This window comes from Janthinobacterium rivuli (genome assembly GCF_029690045.1).
Taxonomy (GTDB): Bacteria; Pseudomonadota; Gammaproteobacteria; order Burkholderiales; family Burkholderiaceae_D; genus Janthinobacterium; species Janthinobacterium rivuli.
Genome location: NZ_CP121464.1, coordinates 1,615,504 through 1,639,722 on the forward strand (window position 1 = coordinate 1,615,504; position 24,219 = coordinate 1,639,722).

Here is a 24,219-nt window from a genome sequence, read left to right on the forward strand (position 1 = left end):
TCCTTGAGATGAAAAATATGTTAATGCACTCTTTGCGCAAGCCGTCAGGCTTGCCGCGCTTGCTGATCCTCGGCTGCGGCGACGTCGGCATGCGGCTGCTGCCGCAGCTAGCGGCGCGTTTTCGCGTCTTTGCCGTCACCAGCCAGCCGGCGCGCTGCGCGCAGTTGCGGGAAGCCGGCGCCGTGCCCATCGTGGCCAACCTCGACGACCGCGCCAGCCTGAAACGACTGGCGGGACTGGCGACGATGATCGTGCACCTGGCGCCGCCCCGGTCGTCGGGCTTGCTGGACCAGCGCACGCGCAATCTGGCCGCCATTTTACCCGAGCATGCGCGCATGGTGTATGTGAGCACCAGCGGCGTGTATGGCGATTGCGCCGGTGCCTGGGTCGATGAAACACGGCCGACGGCGCCGGCCAATGCGCGCGCGAAGCGGCGCGTCGACGCGGAACAGGTCTTGCGCGGCTGGGGCGCGCGCCGCGGCGCCAGGGTGGCCATCCTGCGCGTGCCCGGCATTTATGCGGACGATCGCCTGCCTTTGAAGCGCTTGCGCGAAGGCACGCCGGCCCTGGCCGCGAGCGACGATGTCTACACCAACCATATCCATGCCGACGACCTGGCGCGCATCATCGAGCGGGCCTTGTGGCGGGGCAAGCCGGGACGCGTGTATCACGCCAGCGATGACAGCGAACTCAAGATGGCCGAGTATTTCGACGCCGTGGCCGACACGTTCGGCCTGCCACGCCCGCCGCGCCTGCCGCGTGCCGAGCTGCGGCAAGTGGTTACGCCGATGCTGCTGTCGTTCATGTCCGAGTCGCGCCGCCTGCACAATGTGCGCCTCAAGCGCGAACTGGGCGTGCGTCTGCGCTATGCCCGCGTGGCCGATGCCTTGCAGTCGCTGTCAGCCGATGGCGCCGGCATCAGGTAAAATGGCCGGTTATCTGCGCACTTTGCTGGGCCGGCGCGCAGCGCGCCGTTCCCGCGCTGCGCCACTCACTTAAGGAATACCGCATGAGCACCCTCACTTACGAAGAATACCTGGACGAGGTCACCACCGTCCTGACGGAACTGTACGACCTCGACGACGAGGCCGCCATCAAGCTGGTGGTGGCGGCGCAGGACGCCGAATTTTTTGTCCCGCACGATGCGCATGAAGAAATGCGTACCGCCGAGCAGGCCAAGAAAGATGCGGTCACCCTGTTCGAGCGCAAGCAGAATCGTCAGCAAACGCAGGAAAAACAGCAGCAGCGCGTGCGCCAGCAAAAGAAGTAAGGATGGGGCAGTACGGGCTTCGGCGCAACGCCGGGGCCTTGCCATTTGATGCAGCGCAAACGCGCCACGGCGCGCTGGCGATATGGTGAGCGATGTCGTCACGCGTCTGGGCTCTTGTGGCGAGCTCTGCAGAGCGTGACGCTGTTTCCCGTCAGCAGGAGCGAGCCATGCGAGCGACGAGTCACCCCAGCAAGGAACAGGTGCGCGCCTATATGCGCAGGCGTGAACACGCGCTGCAGCCGCCGCCACCACCCGATGAAATTCGCCGGCAACTGGCCTGGTGCCGTGTGGACGATGCCGGATGCACTTGCCTTCCGGCCACTCCGGCCGGCGTCGCCGTGCAAGGCTGGCATTTATCAGCGGAAATGGCCCGCCTGAGCACCCTCATGGCGATAGCCTGGCTCATGCATAGCGGTGTTGCTCATCGTAAAAACTGATGACGTGCAGCAAACTTTCCCGATTTGAGTTATCCTCTAGCACATTCCAAGTGCGTCAATTCTCTTCAATTATCACAATTTTGCTTTAAGTTACGCAAAAATCAACAATAGCGTGTATTATATTGTTTGCGGCGTAAAAGCCGCATAAGTGATGGCGCTTTTTAGTGTGTTTACCCTGAATTATTGCAGAAGAGACATTCGGTTTCTTATTGCTCTAATACAACAAGTACGGATTTTTGATCATGTCTCTCAAACAAATTACCTCTTTGCCTACCTACAACCCGAATCGCGTCCTCGACGCGATCATCGACAAGCTGCAACTGAAAAATGATGCCGCCTTGTCGCGAGCTCTGGAAGTGGCGCCACCGGTCATCAGCAAGATTCGTCACAATACCTTGCCGATCGGCGCCACGATCCTTATCCGCATGCATGAAATCAGCGATTTCAGCATTCGTGAACTGCGCGAGTTGATGGCTGCCTAAGAGCGCCTGACAGACGGCAAACTGAGAGGTGCCGTCTGGGTAAGTCAGGCTTGCCGCGTGCGGCAGCCACATCTGTTTTCCGCTTTTCTATTGCGCGTCGCGGTTCAGTACCGGACGATCGACATAGAAACGCCCCATTTCCTGGCCAGTCGAGGACGACTTGACCACCGCTGCCGTCAATGAGGCTGGTGCGCTGGAAAATGCGGTGCTGGCAAGCCCGGTCGCGCGGCCCGAATACGCCGTCGCCTGTACCGCCGCACTCGAAAACGCCGTCTGCACGGCCCGGCCCGAATACGCCGTCGCCTGTACCGCCGCACTGGAAAATGCTGTTTGCACAGCCCGTCCAGAATACGCCGCTTGTACTGCCCGTCCCGAATACGCCGCCTGTACCGCACGCCCCGAATACGCCGTTTCTGCGCGGATATAATCTTCCCCGAACGTTTGCTCATACAATTGCTTCATGCGCTCGCCCACGCGGTGGTGCGCCGCTTCGTCGTCTTCGCCGCGCAAGCCGATGTACGGGAAGTGGTGGAGGAAGTAGCCGAACACCTGTTCGCAGTCCGCCGCATATTTCAGGGTGTCGAGGATGTGGTAGTGCCAGAAGGTATCGACGTCCATCAACGGTGCCGTCTCTTCTTGTGGAAATTGTTTCATCAGGATCAGGAAGCGGCGGTATTCGAATTCCACCGCATTCGCCTTCTCCAGGCTCCATCCTTCGCCTGACTCACGGTGCATCAGCTTGACCTTGATCGCGTCCAAATTCAAATCTGCAATTGCCTTGAAACTGTCGTTCGTATCCATGAATGTCCTTTTGTAAAGAGCGTTGTGGGAAATACGGTGAAGCAAGGGAAAGCGGCGGCTGTGTACTCCTGGCAAGTGGTCGAGGAATGCCTGGCCCATGGCGGGCGGGCGCTGAGTTGTTCTACATCAATATTGCATCTAATTACGAAATATGCAAGCTGAGCTTGCTTCATGCGGGCGCGCGCCTGTCAGCTGCTGGCCCGGCTTTCTTCCTGGTAGGGAAAGGCGGTGGCGTCCGCGCCCAGCGGCACGCTGACGTGCACGCTCATGCCGGCGCCGGGGCTGCTTTCGATGTAAAAAGTGCCGCCCAGCAATTTTATGCGTTCCTCGATGCCCACCAGGCCAAACGAGCCCAGCTTGTTGCGCCCGTCGATGGCCGCGCCCACGCCGTTGTCGCTGATGCTCATCGACACCGTATCGCGGCACTTTTCCAGCTTGACTTGCACGCGGCTGGCATTTGCATGCTGGGAAATGTTGCTGAGCGATTCTTGCAGGATGCGGAACAGGGCCGTCGCGCATTGATCGCTGAGGCAAATGTCGTCATGGCTTTCGTTCACTTCGCAGGCGATGCCCGTGCGCTGGCGAAATTGCGCCACCTGCCACTCGACGGCCGCATTCACGCCCAGGTCCAGCACGGTTGGGCGCAAGTCGTTGATGATTTGCCGCACGCTCTTGATGGTGGCGTCGATCTGCTCCAGGGTCGAGCGGGCGCGGGCGTTCAGGCGCGGATGGCGGCGTTGCGTGCGCGAGGCCAGCATGTCGGCGTCGATGCGCAGCACCAGCAGGTTCTGTCCCAGGTCGTCGTGGATTTCGCGCGCGATGCGCTTGCGTTCTTCTTCCTTGATCTGGTCGGCGTGGGCCGCCAGCCGGCGCAGTTTCTGGTGCGACAGTTGCAGGCGGATCTGGCTGGCGCGCAATTCCTCCGTCATGCCCGTCGCCATCTGGATGGCGCGCCGGCGCGACGACGCCAGCGTGTGGAACAGCATATACAGCAGCATGGTGCTGGCACAGCCGATCAGCAGGGCCAGCCACGGCAGGAAGGCGTCGAAGCGTGAATACAGGTCGCTCTTGCGCACGCTGAACAGCGCTTGCCAGGCGCGGCCATTGTGTTCGATCAGCATCGTACTGCTCAGATAGCGGCCCGAGCTGCCGGGCTGCCACCATGGCGCATGCATGCCCGCCGCCGTGCTGTCGAAGATGGGGCGCATGTCGTGCGGCAGCTGCAGCGGCAAGTCCGGCTGTTCCGGCGCCTGCGGGCCGATATCGAACACGGTCAGGCGGACGTTGCGTACCGGCATGTCGGCCAGGGCGCTGCGCATCATCGACACCAGGTCGTAGCCGATGCCGACGGAACCCTGGTAAGCGGCGCGCCGCTGCTCCACCGTAGCGACCGGCATGCCGAAGCGGTACACGGGCAGGCGCATGGCCATGGCCGTCAATTGGGGACGGCCGTCCATCGGCACGGGCATGCCGGAATTGCTGACGTTCCCGGAATCGCGCGACTGCGCCAGCGTTTCGGCGATCAGGGGGCGCGAGGCGATGTCATAGCCATACTTATCCGGGGCGCTGGCGATCGGTTCGACGTAGACAAGCACGGAATAATGGGCGCGTGGGGCTGGCGGATGGATGGCAAACGCCGGATAGCCGTCGCGCCCGGGTGGATAGTCGTGTTGCATGGCCGCTTCGAAGGCGGCGCGCTGCGTCTCGTCGAGTTCCTGGCTGTAATTGAGATTCATCACGCCCGGATAGTTCTGTTGCAGCGCGAGGTTTGCCACGTAGCGGTGAAATTGCTCGCGGCTCACGTGCGCATTGGCGTGGAACAGGCTGGCGGTGCCGCGCAGCAGGTTGGCATACGATTTGGTGCGTGATTCGATGCTTTTCTGGGTATTGCGCGCCAGATTGTTGAACTGTTCGCTGGCATCGCCTTCGATCGACAGCGAGGCTGCCATATAGAACAGCAGGCCCACCATCATCGACATCACAAAGCCGAGCAGCCACAGCGGTCTTTTTTCAACAGATAAGGGGTGTTCGCCGGCAGTAGAAGACATCGCCATCCGCATCAGGAAGAGGAATCGGGTGCCGCCTGGGCGGCGGAGGCTGGACTGCGTTGTACAAGCGCCATCGACATTGTAAATTGCTCAATAGCTGCCTAATATACAAAATTATCGTGAATATAGTCAACTGGCAATATTCTCAGGTGATATATATGGTTGAAACGAAAAAAAACCGCCGCAGCGGTTTTTTGGGGTGAGGGGCATGCGCGCCTTATTTGGCGGGCTGCCAGCTGTCTTTCAGGGTGACGATGCGGTTGAAGACGGGCTTGCCAGGCTGGCTGTCCACGCGGTCGGCCGCGAAATAGCCGTGGCGCTCGAACTGGAAGCGCTGTTCCGGCTGGGCCAGTTCCGCACCCGGTTCCAGCCACGCTTGCACCACTTCCTTGGCCAGCGGATTCAGTGCCAGCTTGAAGTCCTTGCCGCCCGCGTCCGGCTGCGGGTCCGTAAACAGGCGGTCGTACAGGCGCACTTCGGCGGGAATCGCCGTCGGCGCGCTGACCCAGTGCATATTGCCCTTGACCTTGTAATTGGCGCTGCCTTCCGTGCCTGACTTGCTGTCCGGGAAGTAGGTGCAATGCACGGCGATGACCTTGCCGTTGTCATCCTTGTCAAAGCCCGTGCACTCGATCACGTAGCCATAGCGCAGGCGAACCTTGCTGCCCGGCTTGTCGTCGATCGGCGGATACAAACGGAAATAGCCTTTATTTGGCACTTCCATGAAGTCGTCTTCCTCGATCCACAGCTCGCGCGAGATGGGGAAGGTGCGCAAGCCGCGCTCGGGGAAGTGCGGGTGCACGGGCGCCGTGCATTCCACGCTGTCGTTTTCAGGGAAATTGTCGATGATCAGTTTCAACGGACGCAGCACGGCCACCGTGCGCGGCGCTTTGGGGTCCAGGTCTTCGCGCAAACAGCCTTCGAGCACGCTGTAGTCGATCCAGCCGTCGGACTTGGTTACGCCCGTGCGTTCGCACATCAATTGAATCGCTTCCGGCGTGTAGCCGCGGCGGCGCATGCCCACCAGGGTCGGCATGCGCGGGTCGTCCCAGCCGTCGACGATTTTTTCTTCCACCAGCTGGCGCAGCTTGCGCTTGCTGGTGACGATGTAGGTCAGGTTCAGGCGCGAGAATTCGAACTGGTGCGGCACCGGCTTGGCAAAGAAGCCGCCGGCCGACAGGGTTTCCAGCAGCCAGTCATAGAACGGACGGTGATCCTGGAATTCCAGCGTGCAGATCGAATGCGTGATGTTTTCCAGCGCATCCGAGATCGGGTGCGTGTAGTCGTACATCGGATAGATGCACCAGGCGTCGCCCGTGCGGTGGTGATGCGCGTGGCGGATGCGGTAGATGGCCGGGTCGCGCAAGTTCATGTTCGGCGAACTCATGGCATCTTCGCTCATCTTCGCGCGCAGGATGTGCTCGCCATCCTTGAACTGGCCCGCCTTCATGGCGCGGAACAGGGCCAGCGATTCGTCGCGCGGACGGTCGCGGAACGGCGAATTCTTGCCGGCCTGGCCGAAATTGCCGCGGTTGGCGGCCATGTCTTCGGCGCTCTGGCTGTCCACATACGCAAAGCCGGCCGTGATCAGGTACTCGGCCATCGCGTACAGCTGGTCAAAATAGTCGCTCGCGTAATGCAGGTGGCTCTGGCCATCGGCCTGCTTCGGCTCCCAGTCAAAGCCCAGCCATTTCACGCTGTCCATGATGGTGTCGACGTATTCCTGCTCTTCCTTGGCCGGATTGGTATCGTCGAAGCGCAGGTTGCACTGGCCGGCGTAATCGCGCGCCAGGCCGAAGTTGACGCAGATCGACTTGGCGTGGCCCACGTGCAGGTAGCCGTTCGGCTCCGGCGGGAAACGCGTGATCACCTGGGGCAGGCCGGGACGCACGTGGGCGCCGGCGGCCAGGTCGGCTTCGATGATGTTACGCAAGAAATTGGGCGCCAGCGCTGGCGCGGCGGTATTCGGTTTATCATTGCTCATTGATCAATGCGGAAGAGTGACAGTAAAAAGCATTTTACCGTACCGCAAGCGCTTTATAAGCACGTATTTACCCCCATTTCCCGGCATGCAAGCGACGCCGACGCCGTTCTATAGGATAATTCGCCTTTAATTAGTAGAAAAACGTGACCCCGGAGCCTTTTATGGAAAATTTATATAACGTCCTCGGTGTCGCGCCCAATGCCAGCGACGATGAAATCAAGAAGGTTTACCGTTCGCTGGCCATGCGCTTCCACCCCGACCGCAACCAGGCTCCCGGCGCCGAGGCGCGCTTCAAGAGCGTGACCAAGGCGTATGAAATCCTGGCCGACCCGGCCAAGCGCGCCGAATACGACCAGAGCGTGAACCACCGCATCATCATCGACCCGGAAGCGGAAGCCTATGCCCTGTGGTGCGGCGTGTTCCGCCTGCACGGCACCGTTCTGCCGGCAGACTAAGCCTGCCGGCGGCCGCCCGGCCAGCCCGAATGATTTGAAAAACAACAACAACGGCGCTTTTGTCAGCGCCGCGCATCACATTGGAAAGCACAGCATGAGAAGAGTACACCCTGAATTCGCGTATCAGTCGCGCGAGCTGGAAGGCCAGATCGAAGGCATCCTCGGCGACCCGCCGAACCGCAAGAACTACAAAAGCATGGTCGACGCGCTGGTGGGCGAATACGCGAGCGGCGGCGGCATCGAAGACGTGAACATGCTGGCCTTCGCGCTGGTCGATCACATCACGTTCAGCGACCCGAAAGGCTTGCTGGCCGAAAGCGAAGACTACGAATTCGGCGATACGGCCCGCGTGTTTTCCATGGCCGCCTGCGCCGCGCCGGAAGCGGCCAAGATGTACGCCGCCATCGAAGAGAGCTTCCCCGACCTGGCGCGCCAGGCCATCATCACGGCTTTCCTGCACAAGAACCCACGCCTGTGGGACGACGACGACCAGTCGCTCGACCAGCTGGCCGCCAATGACGACGGCGACGACGATCACGACGAAGACGAAGCCACCGACGATTTCGCCCAGATGTTTGACCAGGATGGAGATGACCATGGCCGATAACACGGAACAAAAGAGCAATCTTCCCGCGCTGACGAAACAGGTCACGGAATTGGTGCTGTCCGGTTCGCTGGGCCACGCCGAGCAGGCGTTTGCCGACGCGGCCGACCAGTATGGCGATCTGGCCGTGGTGGAAGTGCTGAGCGCCATCCCGCCGCAGGTGACGGCCCTGCACCTGGCCGGCTTTGATGGCGGCAAGATGTCGCTGGCCACCCTGCTGGTGCCGCCAAAAGCCTGGGCCGACAGCCTGGCCTTCATCGCCGCCACCTGGAGCGACGACCAGATCGAGGACGATCCGGAACGCATCGCCGAGTCGCTGTTCGCGCACATCCACGGCGTGGTGTTTTCCACCGACGACGCCGAGCGCCGCCGCGAGCTGCTGCTGGAAGCATCGGCCACCGACTGGGGCGCCACGGCGTTCGCCATCCTGTTCTCGATGGCGCCGAAGGAAATCCTCGAAGTGGCGGGCGAGATCGTCATCAAGGGACCGTATGTGACGGGCGTGACCTCGTCCGACAACGACGTCGTGCCGCTGGCCATCGAGCTGGCGCAAGCGAATGAAGACGGCTGGGACCGCTCGCTGTTCGAACTGTTCCCCGACTTCCGCCACAGCGCCGACCTGGCCGACGCGGAATATTCGGACGACCCGGACGAAGAGCCGACCATGTTGCAGCGCAGCACCAAGGAATTGCTGTACCGCCTGCGCAAACAAGTGCCGAGCACGCGCAGCGCGCCACGCTCCAGCACGCGCCGCAGCCTGGGCACGGGCATTTTCTCGTAATGAAAGCAGGGAACGTCTAATGCTGCCAGCAATTGTTGTAGAGAATCTTCCGCGCCTGGTGCGCGCCATCAAACTGTTGCCAGGCGACCCGCGCGAAGACGCGGCCTTGAACCTGGCCGACGAATTGACGGGCATCACGGCCATGGTGGCCGAGAAGTTCACGAATGAACGCACGGCCGACGGCATCCAGAAAGCGCTGTTCCTGACGGTGGGTGGCGTCTCGCTGGGTCTGGAACAGGCCGTCACGCATGAAGGCGACCAGGCCGCCCTCGACTTCCTCGTCGAACACGGCGCCGAGCACGCATTCCAGGTGGGCTTCCGCCTGATCAAGGAATTGTCGCAGCTGCCCGAAGACGCCCTCGTCGGTGAATACGACCAGGACCCCGTCTACCTGCAGCGCCGCCTGCGCGAGCTGTTCATCGATATTTGCCAGGCCGACCCGAACCAGAACTGGGCCGGCTATGAAAAGTATGCCGTGCAGTTGCAACAGCGCAAGGAAGTGCAAGCCGTCGTGCGCCTGGCCGGCTGGCTGCGCCGCCACCATGACAACGGTCCCGTCAGCGACAGCGACTTGAATGCCGAGGGCGTCATCGCCCTGGCCATCATCTTCGCCATCGAAGGCGGGGGACGCATCATCGCGCGCACGGGCCAGAAGGAGTTTGAACGCTTCGTGCGTTCCGTGCGCAAGAACAAGCCCGACTTCGAGGAAGGCTGGGCCGCCCTGGTGGCCAAGGTGCCCGTGCAGCACCATCCCGTGTTGCTCGACCGCATAGAGTCGTACCGCCGCAGCTGCACCGTCGTGCATAAAATCCTCACGCGGGCCAGCATGAAGAGCCTGTTCGAGGACCTGGAAAATTATGCGGGTTCGGAGCTGGATGCGGATTATTCGTGACCTGCGACTTGACGCATGCGATTGTCGGATTACGGCCTGCGGCCTAATCCGACCTACGCCGACCTACGCCGACCTCATCGGCCTATTCTTTCTCTTCCATGGCCGCTTCTTCGGCCAGTTTTACAAACGCCGCCACCAGCGGCGACGTCTCTTCTTCCCTTTGTGCAAGTAATAAGCTGGTGGTCGCCTGCGGGTCGGCGATGGGGCGGTAGCACACGCCATCCATGCGGATGCGGTCGAACGAGGCAGGCAGCACGGAAATGCCGCAGCCGGCCGCCACCAGGCCGATGATGGTTGACGCTTCGCCCGCTTCCTGCGCCACCTGGGGCACGAAGCCGGCCGCCTTGCACAGGCGGAAGATCTGCGGATAAATCCCCGTGCCCGCATCCTTGGGGTACATGACAAAGCCTTCGCCCGCCATGTCGGCGATGGCAATCGCATCCTTGGCCGCCAGCGCATGGGCGACGGGCAAGACGAGGAACAGCGGATCCTGGCGCAATTGCGTCAGCTTGATATCCGATGGATACGTCGTTTCCGGCGGGCGCACGAAGCCCAGGTCCATGGTGCGGCCGCTGATCGCTTCCAGTTGATGCAGGGTCGCCATTTCGTGCAGGGTCAAGGTGACGTGCGGAAACTGCTGGCGGTAGCGGTTGATGACGGTGGCGAAGTAGGGCGTGAACGGCGTGGAAAACGTAAAACCGATGCGCAATTCGCCCGCTTCACCCCGCTGTGCCCGGCGCGCCGTGACGGCCGCCTGTTCCGACAGGGCCAGGATGCGCCGCGCATCGTCGAGGAACAGGCGGCCTGCTTCTGTCAGGCGCACGGAGCGCTTGTTGCGCTCAAACAACTGCGCACCCAATTCCGCTTCCAGCGCCTGGATCTGCTGGCTCAGCGGCGGCTGGCCGATGTGCAGGCGCTCGGCCGCGCGCGTGAAGTGCAGCTCTTCGGCGACGGCGACAAAGTAACGCAGGTGGCGCAGTTCCATATTCGTCCAGTAATCGTTTTAAAGTATGAGCTGGGCCTTGAATATATATTGGACGATATGAGTTGGCAATCCTAAGATGAAGAATCGCTCCTTCTTCGAAACACGGCCATGTCTGATTCATCGCTTGCCTTTGCCCCCGCTGCCCCATCCGCCATTCCGGTTTCTGCTCCTGTTCCCCGCACGGCCATCGCCAAGAGTTCCATCGAATTCAAGCGCAGCAACCGCGCCCTGTTCTTCGGCGGCTTTTCCACCTTCAGCTTGCTGTATTGCATCCAGCCCCTGTTCCCGCTGCTGTCGCAGCAGTTTCATCTGACGCCGGCGCAAAGCAGCTGGTCCTTGTCCGTGTCGAGCGGCTTGCTGGCCATTTCCTTGGTGTTGCTCAGCGCCGTGTCGGACCGGGTCGGCCGCAAGCCCTTGATGGTGGCGTCGATGTTTTCCGCCGCGATACTCACGATTTTGTCCGCCTTCGCGCAGGATTATGCGCAACTGCTGGCCATCCGTGCCGCGCTGGGTGTCGCCTTGGGCGGCATGCCGGCCGTGGCCATGGCGTACCTGGGCGAGGAAATCGAGGGGCCGTCTCTGGGCCTGTCGATGGGCTTGTATATTGCGGGCAGCGCGTTTGGCGGCATGTCGGGACGCTTGATCGCTTCCATGCTCAGCGATTTCCTGTCGTGGCGCTGGGCCCTGGGCGTGCTGGGCGTGGCCGGCGTGCTGGCGGCGGCGGAATTCTGGCGCAGCCTGCCCGCATCGAAAAATTTCGTGCCCAGTACCAAGGGTTGGCATGCCTTGCCGCACGCGATAAAACAGCATTTTTCCGACCGGGGCTTGCCGTGGCTGTTCTGCCTGGCGTTCGTGCTGATGGGCTGTTTCGTCAGCCTGTATAACTACATCGGCTACCGCCTGCTGGCCGCGCCATTTGGCTTGCGCCAGAGCACAGTCGGCTTGCTGGCCTTCCTGTACCTGATCGGTATCTTCAGTTCCGTCTGGGCCGGGCGCCTGGTGGATCGGCTGGGACGCCGGGGCGTGCTGTGGATTATGCTGTCGGTGATGTTGTCCGGTATTTTATTGACCCTGTTCGATTCGCTGCCGCTGATCGTCATCGGCATGGCGCTGGCCACCTTCGGCTTCTTTGCTTCGCACTCGATCGCCAGCAGCTGGGTCAGCCGCCGCGCCCGCGCACCGCAGGCCCTGGCCTCGGCTTTCTATCTGCTGTTCTATTACCTGGGATCGAGCCTGATCGGTTCCGCCTCGGGCATGATGTGGGGCTTCGATGGCTGGACGGGCGTGATCATCATGCTGGGCCTGTGCCTGGGAGGCGGCGTGCTGATCGCCTTGCGCCTGCGCCATCTGCAGCCGCTGGGGGCGCGCGAAGCGGTGGGCTGAGGCGGCTATTTGGGGCAGTTGCCGATCATCGTTTCCCCCTGCTTGCCCGCGCGCGTGGTCACGCACAGGCTGCCCAGCGCGCTGGTGATCTTGTAGGTGCGGCTGCCCTTGGCCTCATTCGCGCCCACTTCCTCGATTTTTGACGCCTCATACCATTTCGGCGGCACGGCCGCGTAGGCTTCGGCAAATCCTTGCTGCATGCGCTTGAAGCCCGTGTCCTCCAGTTTTTGTTCTCCCCGCTGGGGAAATTCCTTGCGTAAATCCTTGTCGATCTTGCCCACGTCGCGTTTGGCTTGCGCCAGGATATCGGCCGCGCTGGGCGCTGGCGGCGCCGTGATCGCTTCCGGCGTTGCCGGCGCCGGCGCCTGCTCGACGGCAGGTGGCGGCAAGGGGCGGCTGACGGGCGCCGGTATGGTTCGGCGCGGCACGTTTTCAGCGGCCGGTTTTGCGCTGCGCAAGGCTATCGGCCTGGGCGGCGCGGGGGCCGTGTAGCGCAGCCAGGCGATGGCCAGACCCTGCGGCAGGTGCTCGTCGGCGGCAAGGCGGGGACGCGACTGCAGGACGATGTAGGCCAGCCCCGCGTGCAGCAGGACGATCAGCAGCAGGCCGGGAGCGCGGCGGGGCAGGGGTGGCAGCGAGGTCATGGAGGGCAGGGTTGTTCAGGTACGCCAATGTATCTGAAGGATTTGATAATTGTCTAGAATGTCACAAGCGCTTACAAAAAAGTGCCGCATGGAAATTTCGACGCCGTGGCCGCTGGCGGGGAACCCTGCGCCGGCCTGGCGATCCAACTCCCAATACCATGGGAGGACACATCATGATGCAGGCAAAGGAAGTGGCACGGCGCTTTGGCGCCATCGAACACGCAATCGGCCAGGCGGCCCAGCTGTGCGGCAAGCAGCAGGGCATGCCCATGGACTTGAAGGATTGCATCAACCAGCTGGACCAGCAAAAGAGCGCCGTGCGGCAAGCCATCGACACGCAAGACGATGCGCGCATCCGGCAAGCCGTCGACCAGATGGAATCCTTGGGCGACCGCGCCAAGCGGGCCTGCGGCACGGCGGCCAGCGTCACGCCGGAAATGAAGAGCGCCGTGCTCAAGGTGCACGATGAGTTGTCGGACCTGAAGCACCAGCTGCATTAACCAGCTGCATTAGCTACATCTGGCGGAACAAATGCGCATATAAAGGGCTGACGCGCAGTTGCGCCGGGTGCTGGCGCAGGGTCAGCGACAGCTTGCCGGCCTCGTCGCGCACGGCCGTGGCGATGGCGCTGGCGTTGACGATGGTGCCCCGGTGGATTTGCCAGAATTGTTGCGGGTCCAGCTGGGGCAAGAGTTCCTTCAGGCTCGTGCGTATCAGCGCTTCGCTGTCCTGGCACACGACGTTGATGTATTTGTCCAGCGCTTCGAAATACACGACGTCGGCCAGCGCGATCATGCGCACGCTGTTGCCGACGGCGGCCCGTATCATTTGCAGGCGCGGGGCGGGCGGCAGCATGGCTTGCAGCTGGCTCAGCAGGCGGGCCATGTTGTCGTCGCTGGCGGACTGGGTTGCCTGCGGCGCTGGCGGCACCGTTTCGGCTGGCGCTGCTGTTGCAGTGGTTGCAGTGGTTGCAGCGGTGCCGCTGCCACCGCCGCTGTCGCGCAAGCGCTGCTGCAGCCGTTCCACCGTCTTGCCCAGTCGCGCATCGTTGACGGGTTTTAAGACGTAGTCGGCGGCCGCGTGCTCGAAAGCGGCCAGCGCATATTCGTCGTAGGCGGTCACAAACACGATGTGGGGAAACGCAACGCCGTCGGGCCACTGTTCCGCCAGTTCCTCGGCCGCTTCCAGGCCCGTCTTGCCTGGCATCTTGATGTCGAGAAAGAGGATGTCGGGTTGCAGCGCCAGGCCTTGCCGCAAGGCTTCCACGCCATTGGGGCAGGTGGCAACGATGTCGAGCTCTGGCCACAGCCGCTGCAAGGCGTGCGCGAGGGCGGCGGCGAGTATCGGTTCGTCTTCGGCGATCAGGGCGCGTGGCGCGCGTGGAGTGTATTGGCTCATGCGAGGGGACTCGTGATGGTGGATGGAAGGGGGAATGTCAGGCGGGCCGTCGCGCCCGCCGGATGGTTGGCGGCCAGCGACAGGCTGGCGGTATCGCCATGCATGCCGCGCAGGCGTTCGCGGATATTCGCCACGCCCAGGTGCGTGCCCTTGGTCTGGCCCGGATGGTCGAGGCCCAGGCCATCGTCGCTGACGGTAAGAATCAGCACGCCGCCGTCGGTGGCGGCCTGCACGTGGATATGGCCGCCTTCGATCTTCGGTTCCAGGCCATGCTGGATGGCGTTTTCCACCAGCGGCTGCAGCAGCATGGGCGGCACCTTGACCTGGCGCAAGGCATCGGGCAATTCCAGCGCAAAGCGCAGGCGCGCGCCCATGCGTATCGACATCAGGCCCAGGTAGGCTTGCATCAGGGAAAATTCCTGCTCCAGGGTGGTGGACTCGGCGCGCGAGGAAGAAAGCGTGGCGCGCAAATACTGGATCAGCTGGTCGAGCAGCAACTGGGCGCGCTCCGGATCAAAGCTGATCAGGCCCTGCAGGTTGGCCAGGGTATTGAACAGCATGTGCGGTTCGATCTGCGCCTGCAGCAGCTGCAGCTGGGCCTGCATGGCCTGGCGCGCCACGGATTCGGCGCGGGCTTTTTCCTCGGCTGCCGCCATTTGCAGGCGGGCAATCTTTTCGCGGCTGGAGAAAAACAGCACGGCGCCTCCCGTGGCCAGCAGGGTGAATACGAGTGTGCCCATCATTTGCGTGGGCAGCAGGTTTTCAAAGCCCCCCACGTCCACGCCCGTCAGCCAGCTGAACAGGGCCAAGCCCAATATTTGCGCCACGGGCACGGAAATCAGGATGATGAGCATGAAGGGCAGGAATCTGGGCCGCTGGTCCGCGCCCCATAACGTCAGGCGCACACCGTCGATCAGCAGGAAGGCGATCGTGCCGATGCACATCGAGGCGATCAGGTTTTGGCCAAAATGGCTGCCCGGATTGAGGATGAACGTGATGACAAGCGCGCAGATCACGTTCAGCGCCAGCGCGTAGCGGGCATCGTGCAGCATGCGGTAGTACGGAGACCTGGCCTTGGCTATTGGCGTATCGGCGGAGGGAGCGTCGGTTTTCATGGTGGTGTCTGCTAGTAGCGATGGGGCATTGTGTGCCAGCGCAGGCCAGGGCGCAACAGAGCTGCGACGAAACGGGACTGGCGCGCCGCCATTCACCGCGGCGCGTCGCCAAACGGGGCCGCTTTACTTTTCAGCATTGGCACGGGATAGTATGGCAAGACAGTCTTGCATCCATAAAATTGCGATAAAGGAAATCCCATGTGGCCCTATCCACGCACCCTGGCGCACCGCGGCGGCGGCACCCTGGCGCCTGAAAATACCCTGGCCGCCTTGCGCTGCGGCCTGGCCTACGGCTATCGCGCCGTGGAATTCGATGTCATGCTGGCGTCCGACGGCGTACCCGTCGTGGTGCACGACCCCGAGCTGGGCCGCACCGTGGCCGGCAGCGGCCATGTCAATGACTACACGGCCGCGCAGCTGGGAGCGATGGAGGCGGGCGCCTGGTTCGGCCCCGCATTCGCAGGCGAAGGCGTGCCCACGTTCGAGGCCGTGGTGGACTATTGCAAGGCGCAGCGCATCTGGATGAATATCGAAATCAAGCCGGCGCCCGGCTTCGACGTGCCCACGGGCAAGACCGTGGCGCGCGCTACGCGCGATTGTTTTGCAAAGGAAATTGCTGCAGGAGAGTTATTGCCGTTGCTATCATCGTTCAGCATCGCTGCATTGGACGCGGCGCGCGAGGCGGCCCCGGAACTGGCGCGCGGCTGGCTGGTCGAACAGATACCGGAAGACTGGGTGAAAAAGGCGAAGGAACTGGACGTGGTGGCCATCCATTGCGACCACCAGCAGCTGACGCCGGAACTGGCGCGAGAGGTCAAGGAGGCGGGATACGGGCTGTTCTGCTACACCGTCAACACGCCGGAGCGGGCCAGCGAGCTGCTGGCCTGGGGCGTGGATGGGTTTTGTACGGACAGGATCGACCTGATTACTGCGGTGGAATAATGTGATGAATACGCAGCGGAAATCCGGGGTCAGACCCGTCGGGTCTGACCCCAGCAGTTCGGCAGTTGTCGTCCAGAAAAAAGGTTAGAACGTTACACGCATGCCTACTGTCAAGTTACGTCCCATCAACGGCGCCGCATTCTTGATGAACGAGGTGTGGCTGTACGCCAATTCGTTCGTCAGGTTATTCGCCTTGATGTAGAACTGGGCCGGCGTCGTGCCGATGCGCGTGTCGTAGTTGGCGGACAGGTTCAGCATGTTGTAGCCCGGCGTTGCCGTTTCAAATGCTGCCACTTTATCCTGCTTGCCCACGCGGTAGAGCTCGGCCACGCCGCTCCACGCCTGCCAGTTGGCGTCGAACTTCACACCAAAACGCTGGGCCGGAATGCGCGGCAAGTTGCCACCATCGTTGGCCAGCTTGGCCCGCACGTAGTCGCCGAACACGCTGGCGCCGAACATGGGGTTCAACTGCTGGCGGATCTGCCCTTCGACGCCCGTGAACGTGGCGTCGCGCTGGGCGTACTGGATCAGCTGGAAGCCTTCGTGATTGTCCAGCGTGCTGCCGAAGATGTAGTTGTCGACCTTGTTGCGGTAGGCGCTGGCCGAGAACGTCGTGGCGCCCGCATATTTGCGCAAGGTTAAGTCGATATTGTTCGACGTTTCCTTGCCCAGGTTTTCATTGCCCAGCTCATACGTGGCTGTGGCCATGTGCACGCCGTGCGCATACAGTTCCTCGGCGCTGGGCAGGCGGTGCGTGCGCGAAATGGTCGAACCGAGCGAATACTGGGGCGCGAATTTCCACACGGCACCCAGGGAAATCGAGGTGCCCTTGGCGCTGCGGTCTTGCAAGGTGGCGCTGTCGACCGTGATGTCTTGCCATTCGTGGCGCAAGCCCGCTTCGAAGCGCCATTGGTCGAGCTTGTATTCTTCCACCAGGAAAGCCGCGTGTTTCTTTGTTACCGTCGGCGCCACGTACGCTTCTTCGCCCAAGGCGGAGAAATCGCGTTTCGACGTTTGCAGGCCGACCACGCCGCGCCAGCCGAAGACGGGATGGTGTTCCATTTCCAGGCGCGCGTCGTGGCCCTTGTTTTTAAACGTGGTGGCGATTTCCGTGCCTTCGATTTCATCGTGCTTGTAATCGGTGAACGCGGCGCGCAGGCGCAGCTTGGCGAAGCCGGGCACGGGGTCGCGCAGTTCGCTGCGCACATCCCAGCGTTCGCTCTTCAGTTTTACGTACGGCACGCTTTCGTGTTCATGCTCGTGCTCATGTTCCTCTTCGTCGCCATGGCCGTGGCCTTCGTGGCCGCCGCAATGCAGGTGCGTGCCGTGCGGGTGGCAGCTCTCGAATTCGTGGTTGTGGCCAGGTAAGCCATACTCCGCATGCTGGCTGGTGAAGGCCAGGCCCAGGAAGCCGCGCGATCCTACCCACGACACGCCCACGCTGCCCGTGTCCGTCTTGTTGTAGCTGCCGCCTACTTTCGAGCCGCCTTCCCAGCCGCTGCCGACCTTGTATTCTTTCGCGTCGCGCTTGACGCCTTCCGCGTGGAAGGCGATGTTGCCGGAGCCGCCAGTCACTTCAAAAGCGCCCGCCTTTTCGCGCGCGCCCGAGTTGGCGCGCACTTCCGCGCTGCCTTCCAAGCCCTTTGCCGGCACGCGCGTGGGGATTTTCTTGTCGATTACGTTGACGACGCCACCGACGGCGCCGCCGCCATACGCCAGCGCGGACGGGCCGCGCAAGACTTCAATCTGTTCCGACAGCATCGGTTCGGCCGCGACAGCATGGTCGGGGCTGATGGTCGATGCATCCTGCACTTCGGCGCCGTCGGACAGCACTTTCACGCGCGGGCCATCCATGCCGCGGATGATGGGACGGCTGGCGCCTGCGCCGAAATGGCTGGACGTGATGCCGGGCTGGCCGGCCAGCGTTTCACCGAGGGTCGCTGCCCTTGCCAGCACCAGTGCCTCGCCTTCGAGCACGGTGACGGGCGTGCTCATGTCGTCGCTGCCCAGGGCCAGCGCGCTGGCCGAGACGGTGACGGCAGGCAAGGTTGTCGCCTGCTGCGCCAGGGCGCTGGCAGGGGCGGCAAAGGCCAGCATGATGGCCAGCGCGACGGGAGTGGGTTGGTGAGGACGTACGGACATGGGCAAGATTTCCTTATCGGCTATCGGTGTTGGCAGGGTTGGGGCAGCGCGTGAAAAGGAAATAGCCTGCCCTAAGTTGATAATGATAACCCATTATCATTACTGTGTGACAGTTTTTCCGGGCGGTAGATAGAGGCGGATGGTGTATTCTGTCGGCTATGGAACGCACAACACGTCAAAAAACCGCTATTCAAGCCGCCATCGAGTCGGCCCAGCGCCCATTATCGGCGCAGGAAATCCTCGAACAGGCCAGCTTGCAGGTGACGCAGCTGGGTATTGCCACCGTTTACCGCAACTTGAAGTCCCTGGTGCTGGAAGAAAAAGTGCATGTGGTGACCTTGCCGGGTGAAAATCCGCGCTATGAGTCGAATGCTGTCGCCAATCACCACCACCACCATTTCCAGTGCACCACCTGCCAGCGCGTGTTCGACGTGCATGATTGCCCGGGTGACTTGAAGCGCATGGCGCCGCAAGGCTTTGTTGTCGAGCGCCATGAACTGACCCTGTACGGCCGCTGCGCCGACTGCAATGCGGCGGCCGGCGCCAGTGTGGCTGGCACAGCCCCGCACGCCTGCGCCAGCCACCACGACCCGGCTTGAGCGGGCAGGGCGGTATGCGTGGGCAGGCTTGCAACAATGCTGCCTGTCCGGCGCCAATTCCCGTACCCAGATCACGTATAATCTTCCCTTTAAAGCTGCCGCCACTCTTTGCCAAAAAAACATGAAATCAACTGAAATCCGCGACAAGTTCCTCAAATTTTTCGAGTCCAAGGGCCATTCCATCGTCCGTTCCAGCTCCCTGGTGCCAGGCAATGATCCGACCTTGCTGTTGACGAACAGCGGCATGGTGCAATTCAAGGACGTGTTTACGGGCACGGACAGCCGTCCGTACACGCGCGCCACCTCGGTGCAGCGCTGCGTGCGCGCCGGCGGCAAGCACAACGATCTGGAAAACGTCGGCTACACGGCGCGCCACCATACTTTCTTTGAAATGCTGGGCAACTTCAGCTTTGGCGACTATTTCAAGCGCGACGCGATTCAATACGCGTGGGAACTGCTGACCAAAGTCTATGGCTTGCCGGCTGACAAGCTGACCGTCACCGTGTACATCGAAGATGACGAAGCGTACGATATCTGGGCAAAAGAAATCGGCGTGCCCGTCGAGCGCATCATCCGCATCGGCGACAACAAGGGTGCGCGCTACGCATCGGACAATTTCTGGCAGATGGCTGATACGGGCCCATGCGGCCCATGCACGGAAATCTTCTATGACCACGGCGCCGACATTCCTGGCGGCCCGCCGGGCTCGCCTGACGAAGACGGCGACCGCTTCATTGAAATCTGGAATCTCGTGTTCATGCAGTTCAACCGCGACGAAGCGGGCGTCATGCACAAGTTGCCGAAGCCATGCGTCGACACGGGCATGGGCATGGAGCGCCTGGCCGCCGTGCTGCAGCACGTGCATTCGAACTATGAAATCGACCTGTTCCAGCACCTGATCCGCGCTGCCGCGCGCGAAACGGGCGCCACGGACCTGGAAAACAAGTCGCTGCGCGTGATCGCCGACCACATCCGCGCCGCCGCCTTCATGATCGTCGACGGCATCATCCCGGGCAGCGAAGGCCGCGCGTACGTATTGCGCCGCATCATCCGCCGCGCCCTGCGCCATGGCCACAAGCTGGGCCAGACGAAACCGTTCTTCTACAAGCTGGTGGCTGACCTCGCCATCGAGATGGGCGGCGCCTATCCAGAGCTGGAAGACGCGAAAGACAACGTCGCCAACATGCTCAAAGCCGAGGAAGAGCGTTTCGGCGAAACCCTGGAAACGGGCATGAAAGTGCTGGAAGCGCAGCTGGCCAAGGATGCCACGGGCATCGACGGCGCCACCGCGTTTACTTTGTACGAAACGTATGGCTTCCCGCCGGACCTGACGGCCGACATCTGCCGCGAACGCAACATCAGTTTCGACCAGGTGGGCTACGAGGTTGCCTTGAAGGAAAGCCAGGAACTGTCGCGCAAGGGCGGCAAGACGCACAAGGACAGCAAGGTCGAGTACACGGGCGAGAAAAACACATTCGTCGGCTACGACCAATTGACGTTCAGCGGCAAGGTCGTGGCGCTGTACGCGGCCGGCACGCAGGTCACGGAACTGAAGGCGGGCCAGGAAGGCATCGTCGTGCTCGACACCACGCCGTTCTACGCCGAATCGGGCGGCCAGGTGGGCGACCAGGGCGTGATCGCCTCGGGCGCGGGCAGCTTTGCCGTCAGCGACACGCTGAAAATCCAGGCGGACGTGTTCGGCCACCACGGCGTGCTGGAGTCCGGTGTATTGAAAGTGGGCGACGCCGTCTCGGCGCAAGTCGATACGGCCAAGCGCGCGCGCACCATCCGCAACCACTCGGCCACGCACTTGATGCACAAGGCTTTGCGCGAAGTGCTGGGCAGCCACGTGGCGCAAAAGGGCTCGCTGGTCGATCCCGATAAAACCCGTTTCGACTTCAGCCACCATGCGCCGATGACGGCGGAACAGATCGTCGCCGTGGAAACCATCGTCAACAAAGAGATCCTGGAAAACCGCGCCACGCAGGCGCACCTGATGTCGTTTGACGATGCCGTCAAGCATGGCGCGATGGCCCTGTTCGGCGAGAAATACGGCGACGAAGTGCGCGTGCTCGACATCGGCAGCTCGAAAGAGCTGTGCGGCGGCGTCCACGTGCAGCGCACGGGCGACATCGGCCTGTTCAAGATCATCGGCGAAAGCGGTGTTGCCGCCGGTATCCGCCGCGTGGAAGCGGTGACGGGCGAGGGCGCGCTGGCGCTGGTGCAAACCATCAACCGCCGCCTGGTCGAAGCAGCGCAAGCGCTGAAGGCGCAACCGGAAGAACTGACTGCCCGTATCGGACAGGTGCAGGACCATGTGAAGGCGCTGGAGAAGGAACTGGCCGCGCTGAAATCGAAACTGGCTTCGGGCCAGGGCGATGAGCTGGTCACGCAAGCCGTCGATGTGAACGGCATCAAGGTGCTCGCTGCCGTGCTCGATGGCGCCGACGTGGCCCGTTTGCGTGAAACCATGGACAAGCTGAAGGACAAGCTGAAAACGGCCGCCATCGTGCTGGCCAGCGTGGCTGACGGCAAGGTCAGCCTGATCGCCGGCGTGACGGCGGACGCCACGTCGAAGGTCAAAGCGGGCGAGCTGGTGAACTTCGTTGCACAGCAAGTGGGCGGAAAAGGCGGCGGACGCCCCGATATGGCGCAGGCTGGCGGTACCGATCCGAGTGGTCTGGCGGACGCCCTGGCTGGCGTGCCGGCCTGGGTCGGCGAACGCGCAAAATAAGGCGTAAGCTAGCAGGCATGCGGGGTTTTCACCCCACAGCCCCTTGAAAACGGCCCGCAGACGGTGTTTGCGGGCCGTTTTGCCGTGTGGAATCTCGTTGTGACACCACAACAGCCGATGAACTATTTTGGTGCAGCGCGTCAATGCCCCTGATTTAGAGTAGTATGTCGAAAATCAGTACAACAAAACAATGGTGGGATATTGATGATGAGCGACACACTACTTGATACCGAGATTATGGAATTTCACAAAGAACTCGACGCGCGGGGCTTGAATTGCCCGTTGCCGATTCTGAAGGCGAAAAAGGCTTTGTCAGAGCTGCAGAGCGGGGAAGTGCTGCGCATCATGGCAACCGATCCCGGTTCCGTGCGCGACTTCCAGGCTTTCGCCAAGCAAACGGGCAATGCCCTGCTGTCGCACGTGCAGACGGGCACTGAATTCGTCTTTCTGATGCAACGCAAATAATTCTGCCCGCCGGGGCCGCCGTGGCGCGGCCTGGTTTTCCTTCCTGAGCCAGCCCTTTTGCTGCCCTGCAGCGTAGCGGCGGACACCCTTGAAATCCCCGAAGCTGGACAGTTTAGATGGATTGCTCTAACAAAAAATCGCACGATCGTGCTTAAATTCGGTTCAAGATTCAAATTTCTCTTATAATCGAACGCACAATCAGCACTTGATCCGTCATTTTTATAATTTCCCAAAGGCATAGCTATGAAAGTCTTGGTACCCGTCAAACGCGTGGTCGACTATAACGTCAAAGTCCGCGTCAAGAGTGACGGCACTGGCGTCGATACCGCCAACGTCAAAATGTCGATGAACCCTTTCGATGAGATCGCGCTGGAAGAAGCGATGCGCCTGAAAGAAGCTGGCAAGGTCACTGAAGTGGTCGCCATCTCCTGCGGCGTGACGCAGTGCCAGGAAACCCTGCGCACGGCCATGGCCATCGGCGCCGACCGCGGCATCCTGGTGGAAACGACGACTGAACTGGAACCGCTGGCCGTGGCCAAGCTGGTGAAAGCCCTGGCCGAGAAAGAGCAGCCGCAACTGATCATCCTGGGCAAGCAAGCCATCGATGACGACAGCAACCAGACCGGCCAGATGCTCGCTGCCCTGCTGGGTTGGCCGCAAGCCACGTTCGCTTCGAAAGTCGTGCTGGAAGACGGCAAAGTCACCGTCACCCGCGAAGTCGACGGCGGCCTGGAAACCCTGGCATTGACCTTGCCAGCGATCATTACCACCGACCTGCGCTTGAACGAGCCACGCTATGTGACCTTGCCGAATATCATGAAGGCGAAGAAAAAGCCGCTCGAGACCGTCAAGCCGGAAGACCTGGGCGTCGATGTTGCGCCACGCCTGAAGACCCTGAAAGTCGTCGAGCCAGCCAAGCGCTCGGCCGGCATCAAGGTCCCGGACGTCGCTACGCTGGTCGCCAAGCTGCGTACCGAAGCCAAAGTCATCTAAGCGCGGCCTCGCCGTTTATCCAGAACAATTACAGGACACATCATGGTCGCATTAGTTATTGCTGAACACGACAACGCTACCTTAAAGGGCAGCACCCACCACACCGTGACCGCGGCTGCCCAGTGCGGCGGCGACGTGCACGTACTGGTCGCAGGTTCGAACGCATCGGCCGCCGCTGCTGCCGCCGCGCAAATCGCCGGCGTGACGAAAGTCATCGTGGCCGACGCGCCATATTTTGCCGACGGCCTGGCCGAAAACGTGGCCGAGCAAGTGCTGGCCATCGCCGGCAACTACAGCCACATCCTGGCGCCAGCCACCGCCTACGGCAAGAATATCCTGCCACGCGTGGCCGCCAAGCTGGACGTGGCGCAAATCTCGGAAATCACCAAGGTCGATTCCCCTGACACCTTCGAGCGCCCGATCTACGCCGGTAACGCGATTGCCACCGTGCAATCTGGCGACAAGGTCAAGGTCATCACCGTGCGCACCACCGGTTTCGACGCCGCTGCCGCCACCGGTGGTTCGGCTGCCACGGAAACCGTCGCCGCCGTTGCCGACAATGGCAAATCGTCCTTCGTCGGCCGCGAACTGGCCAAGTCCGACCGTCCTGAACTGACCGCCGCGAAAATCATCGTGTCGGGCGGCCGTGGCATGGGTTCGGCTGAAAACTTCCACATCCTGGAGCCGCTGGCCGACAAGCTGGGCGCCGCCATGGGTGCGTCGCGCGCCGCCGTCGACGCCGGCTTCGTGCCGAACGACTGGCAAGTGGGCCAGACGGGCAAGATCGTCGCCCCATCGCTGTACATCGCCGTCGGCATCTCGGGCGCGATCCAGCATCTGGCCGGCATGAAAGACTCGAAAACCATCGTCGCCATCAACAAGGATCCGGAAGCGCCGATCTTTGCCGTGGCCGACTACGGCATCGTGGGCGATCTGTTCGAGATCGTGCCGCAACTGGTCAAAGAACTGGGTTAAGTCACACCCCTTCCGGTTTTGTTATTGACAAAGCCACGCCGGCCCGCCCCACACGGCGAGCCGCGCGTGGCTTTTTTCTTGGAGAAAAGA

General features: G+C 61.9%; 24 protein-coding genes. 16 read left to right on the forward strand and 8 right to left on the reverse strand.

The genetic code is table 11. The features are described from left to right. The first annotated feature begins 8 nt into the window (after positions 1 to 8). From P9875_RS07185 to P9875_RS07200, 4 genes are all read left to right on the forward strand, one after another. Entirely contained in the window at positions 9 to 926 is a 918-nt protein-coding gene (locus P9875_RS07185) for an SDR family oxidoreductase (RefSeq protein ID WP_278317951.1), read from the forward strand. An 83-nt stretch (positions 927 to 1,009) separates the two neighbouring features. Next, the gene (locus P9875_RS07190) at positions 1,010 to 1,270 is read left to right on the forward strand and encodes a hypothetical protein (protein WP_035825355.1); all 261 of its coding nucleotides are present in this window, start codon (positions 1,010 to 1,012) and stop codon (positions 1,268 to 1,270) included. 167 nt (positions 1,271 to 1,437) lie between these two features. Beyond that, complete coding sequence (locus tag P9875_RS07195; RefSeq protein WP_278317952.1) at positions 1,438 to 1,707, forward strand: hypothetical protein; 270 nt, start codon at positions 1,438 to 1,440, stop codon at positions 1,705 to 1,707. 242 nt (positions 1,708 to 1,949) lie between these two features. After that, on the forward strand, positions 1,950 to 2,189 hold the full coding sequence (locus tag P9875_RS07200) for a hypothetical protein (protein ID WP_029496207.1): 240 nt from the start codon (positions 1,950 to 1,952) through the stop codon (positions 2,187 to 2,189). Between the two features lie 87 nt (positions 2,190 to 2,276). Here P9875_RS07200 and P9875_RS07205 read toward each other — a convergent pair whose 3' ends face one another. From P9875_RS07205 to P9875_RS07215, 3 genes are all read right to left on the reverse strand, one after another. Then, positions 2,277 to 2,990, reverse strand: a complete 714-nt coding sequence (locus tag P9875_RS07205) for a glycine-rich domain-containing protein (RefSeq protein ID WP_035825357.1) — start codon at positions 2,988 to 2,990, stop codon at positions 2,277 to 2,279. A gap of 188 nt (positions 2,991 to 3,178) precedes the next feature. Next, on the reverse strand, positions 3,179 to 5,038 hold the full coding sequence (locus P9875_RS07210) for a CHASE domain-containing protein (protein ID WP_278317953.1): 1,860 nt from the start codon (positions 5,036 to 5,038) through the stop codon (positions 3,179 to 3,181). A 217-nt stretch (positions 5,039 to 5,255) separates the two neighbouring features. Then, positions 5,256 to 7,022, reverse strand: a complete 1,767-nt coding sequence (locus P9875_RS07215) for a glutamine--tRNA ligase/YqeY domain fusion protein (RefSeq protein WP_278317954.1) — start codon at positions 7,020 to 7,022, stop codon at positions 5,256 to 5,258. 161 nt (positions 7,023 to 7,183) lie between these two features. Here P9875_RS07215 and P9875_RS07220 point away from each other — a divergent pair, with 161 nt between their 5' ends. From P9875_RS07220 to P9875_RS07235, 4 genes are all read left to right on the forward strand, one after another. Next, complete coding sequence (locus tag P9875_RS07220) at positions 7,184 to 7,477, forward strand: DnaJ domain-containing protein (protein ID WP_010395442.1); 294 nt, start codon at positions 7,184 to 7,186, stop codon at positions 7,475 to 7,477. Positions 7,478 to 7,571: 94 nt separating this feature from the next. Further along, complete coding sequence (locus P9875_RS07225; protein WP_035828715.1) at positions 7,572 to 8,084, forward strand: hypothetical protein; 513 nt, start codon at positions 7,572 to 7,574, stop codon at positions 8,082 to 8,084. After that, on the forward strand, positions 8,074 to 8,862 hold the full coding sequence (locus P9875_RS07230) for a hypothetical protein (RefSeq protein WP_035825364.1): 789 nt from the start codon (positions 8,074 to 8,076) through the stop codon (positions 8,860 to 8,862). Before P9875_RS07225 ends, P9875_RS07230 begins: the two co-directional genes overlap by 11 nt. A 19-nt stretch (positions 8,863 to 8,881) precedes the next feature. Continuing rightward, positions 8,882 to 9,754, forward strand: coding sequence for a hypothetical protein (locus P9875_RS07235; RefSeq protein WP_176389402.1), 873 nt, complete (start codon positions 8,882 to 8,884; stop codon positions 9,752 to 9,754). 82 nt (positions 9,755 to 9,836) lie between these two features. Here the strand turns inward: P9875_RS07235 and P9875_RS07240 are convergent, their stop codons facing one another. After that, the gene (locus tag P9875_RS07240; RefSeq protein WP_128140359.1) at positions 9,837 to 10,739 is read right to left on the reverse strand and encodes a LysR substrate-binding domain-containing protein; all 903 of its coding nucleotides are present in this window, start codon (positions 10,737 to 10,739) and stop codon (positions 9,837 to 9,839) included. 108 nt (positions 10,740 to 10,847) lie between these two features. Here P9875_RS07240 and P9875_RS07245 point away from each other — a divergent pair, with 108 nt between their 5' ends. Beyond that, entirely contained in the window at positions 10,848 to 12,122 is a 1,275-nt protein-coding gene (locus P9875_RS07245; protein WP_278317955.1) for an MFS transporter, read from the forward strand. 5 nt (positions 12,123 to 12,127) lie between these two features. Here the strand turns inward: P9875_RS07245 and P9875_RS07250 are convergent, their stop codons facing one another. Next, positions 12,128 to 12,766, reverse strand: a complete 639-nt coding sequence (locus P9875_RS07250; protein WP_099400843.1) for a hypothetical protein — start codon at positions 12,764 to 12,766, stop codon at positions 12,128 to 12,130. 173 nt (positions 12,767 to 12,939) lie between these two features. On the opposite strand from P9875_RS07250, the gene P9875_RS07255 reads away from it, so the two are divergent. Then, positions 12,940 to 13,266, forward strand: coding sequence for a hypothetical protein (locus P9875_RS07255; RefSeq protein WP_099400844.1), 327 nt, complete (start codon positions 12,940 to 12,942; stop codon positions 13,264 to 13,266). A 13-nt stretch (positions 13,267 to 13,279) separates the two neighbouring features. Here the strand turns inward: P9875_RS07255 and P9875_RS07260 are convergent, their stop codons facing one another. Then, on the reverse strand, positions 13,280 to 14,164 hold the full coding sequence (locus P9875_RS07260) for a LytR/AlgR family response regulator transcription factor (RefSeq protein WP_099400845.1): 885 nt from the start codon (positions 14,162 to 14,164) through the stop codon (positions 13,280 to 13,282). Next, entirely contained in the window at positions 14,161 to 15,279 is a 1,119-nt protein-coding gene (locus P9875_RS07265; RefSeq protein ID WP_099400846.1) for a sensor histidine kinase, read from the reverse strand. Before P9875_RS07265 ends, P9875_RS07260 begins: the two co-directional genes overlap by 4 nt. Before the next feature lie 198 nt (positions 15,280 to 15,477). Here P9875_RS07265 and ugpQ point away from each other — a divergent pair, with 198 nt between their 5' ends. After that, positions 15,478 to 16,221, forward strand: a complete 744-nt coding sequence (gene ugpQ, locus P9875_RS07270) for a glycerophosphodiester phosphodiesterase (RefSeq protein ID WP_278317956.1) — start codon at positions 15,478 to 15,480, stop codon at positions 16,219 to 16,221. A gap of 84 nt (positions 16,222 to 16,305) precedes the next feature. On the opposite strand, the gene P9875_RS07275 is transcribed toward ugpQ, so the two are convergent. Then, entirely contained in the window at positions 16,306 to 18,363 is a 2,058-nt protein-coding gene (locus P9875_RS07275; RefSeq protein ID WP_278317957.1) for a TonB-dependent receptor domain-containing protein, read from the reverse strand. A 158-nt stretch (positions 18,364 to 18,521) separates the two neighbouring features. Between P9875_RS07275 and P9875_RS07280 the strand changes: the two genes are divergently transcribed. From P9875_RS07280 to P9875_RS07300, 5 genes are all read left to right on the forward strand, one after another. Continuing rightward, complete coding sequence (locus tag P9875_RS07280; protein WP_035825393.1) at positions 18,522 to 18,962, forward strand: Fur family transcriptional regulator; 441 nt, start codon at positions 18,522 to 18,524, stop codon at positions 18,960 to 18,962. 121 nt (positions 18,963 to 19,083) lie between these two features. After that, positions 19,084 to 21,696, forward strand: a complete 2,613-nt coding sequence (alaS, locus tag P9875_RS07285; protein ID WP_278317958.1) for an alanine--tRNA ligase — start codon at positions 19,084 to 19,086, stop codon at positions 21,694 to 21,696. Positions 21,697 to 21,903: 207 nt separating this feature from the next. Next, positions 21,904 to 22,161 carry a sulfurtransferase TusA family protein gene (locus P9875_RS07290; protein ID WP_225317265.1) on the forward strand — a complete coding sequence of 86 codons (258 nt, stop codon included), beginning with the start codon at positions 21,904 to 21,906 and terminating at the stop codon, positions 22,159 to 22,161. 243 nt (positions 22,162 to 22,404) lie between these two features. Next, entirely contained in the window at positions 22,405 to 23,154 is a 750-nt protein-coding gene (locus P9875_RS07295) for an electron transfer flavoprotein subunit beta/FixA family protein (RefSeq protein ID WP_099379460.1), read from the forward strand. A 42-nt stretch (positions 23,155 to 23,196) separates the two neighbouring features. Then, positions 23,197 to 24,129 carry an electron transfer flavoprotein subunit alpha/FixB family protein gene (locus tag P9875_RS07300; protein ID WP_278317959.1) on the forward strand — a complete coding sequence of 311 codons (933 nt, stop codon included), beginning with the start codon at positions 23,197 to 23,199 and terminating at the stop codon, positions 24,127 to 24,129. Positions 24,130 to 24,219 lie beyond the last annotated feature (90 nt).

Coding starts and splice junctions, on each gene's coding strand:
- P9875_RS07185 (WP_278317951.1), top strand. CDS start 9: ATGAAAAATATGTTAATGCACTCTTTGCGCAAGCCGTCAGGCTTGCCG.
- P9875_RS07190 (WP_035825355.1), top strand. CDS start 1,010: ATGAGCACCCTCACTTACGAAGAATACCTGGACGAGGTCACCACCGTC.
- P9875_RS07195 (WP_278317952.1), top strand. CDS start 1,438: ATGCGAGCGACGAGTCACCCCAGCAAGGAACAGGTGCGCGCCTATATG.
- P9875_RS07200 (WP_029496207.1), top strand. CDS start 1,950: ATGTCTCTCAAACAAATTACCTCTTTGCCTACCTACAACCCGAATCGC.
- P9875_RS07205 (WP_035825357.1), bottom strand. CDS start 2,990: ATGGATACGAACGACAGTTTCAAGGCAATTGCAGATTTGAATTTGGAC.
- P9875_RS07210 (WP_278317953.1), bottom strand. CDS start 5,038: ATGTCTTCTACTGCCGGCGAACACCCCTTATCTGTTGAAAAAAGACCG.
- P9875_RS07215 (WP_278317954.1), bottom strand. CDS start 7,022: ATGAGCAATGATAAACCGAATACCGCCGCGCCAGCGCTGGCGCCCAAT.
- P9875_RS07220 (WP_010395442.1), top strand. CDS start 7,184: ATGGAAAATTTATATAACGTCCTCGGTGTCGCGCCCAATGCCAGCGAC.
- P9875_RS07225 (WP_035828715.1), top strand. CDS start 7,572: ATGAGAAGAGTACACCCTGAATTCGCGTATCAGTCGCGCGAGCTGGAA.
- P9875_RS07230 (WP_035825364.1), top strand. CDS start 8,074: ATGGCCGATAACACGGAACAAAAGAGCAATCTTCCCGCGCTGACGAAA.
- P9875_RS07235 (WP_176389402.1), top strand. CDS start 8,882: ATGCTGCCAGCAATTGTTGTAGAGAATCTTCCGCGCCTGGTGCGCGCC.
- P9875_RS07240 (WP_128140359.1), bottom strand. CDS start 10,739: ATGGAACTGCGCCACCTGCGTTACTTTGTCGCCGTCGCCGAAGAGCTG.
- P9875_RS07245 (WP_278317955.1), top strand. CDS start 10,848: ATGTCTGATTCATCGCTTGCCTTTGCCCCCGCTGCCCCATCCGCCATT.
- P9875_RS07250 (WP_099400843.1), bottom strand. CDS start 12,766: ATGACCTCGCTGCCACCCCTGCCCCGCCGCGCTCCCGGCCTGCTGCTG.
- P9875_RS07255 (WP_099400844.1), top strand. CDS start 12,940: ATGATGCAGGCAAAGGAAGTGGCACGGCGCTTTGGCGCCATCGAACAC.
- P9875_RS07260 (WP_099400845.1), bottom strand. CDS start 14,164: ATGAGCCAATACACTCCACGCGCGCCACGCGCCCTGATCGCCGAAGAC.
- P9875_RS07265 (WP_099400846.1), bottom strand. CDS start 15,279: ATGAAAACCGACGCTCCCTCCGCCGATACGCCAATAGCCAAGGCCAGG.
- ugpQ (WP_278317956.1), top strand. CDS start 15,478: ATGTGGCCCTATCCACGCACCCTGGCGCACCGCGGCGGCGGCACCCTG.
- P9875_RS07275 (WP_278317957.1), bottom strand. CDS start 18,363: ATGTCCGTACGTCCTCACCAACCCACTCCCGTCGCGCTGGCCATCATG.
- P9875_RS07280 (WP_035825393.1), top strand. CDS start 18,522: ATGGAACGCACAACACGTCAAAAAACCGCTATTCAAGCCGCCATCGAG.
- alaS (WP_278317958.1), top strand. CDS start 19,084: ATGAAATCAACTGAAATCCGCGACAAGTTCCTCAAATTTTTCGAGTCC.
- P9875_RS07290 (WP_225317265.1), top strand. CDS start 21,904: ATGAGCGACACACTACTTGATACCGAGATTATGGAATTTCACAAAGAA.
- P9875_RS07295 (WP_099379460.1), top strand. CDS start 22,405: ATGAAAGTCTTGGTACCCGTCAAACGCGTGGTCGACTATAACGTCAAA.
- P9875_RS07300 (WP_278317959.1), top strand. CDS start 23,197: ATGGTCGCATTAGTTATTGCTGAACACGACAACGCTACCTTAAAGGGC.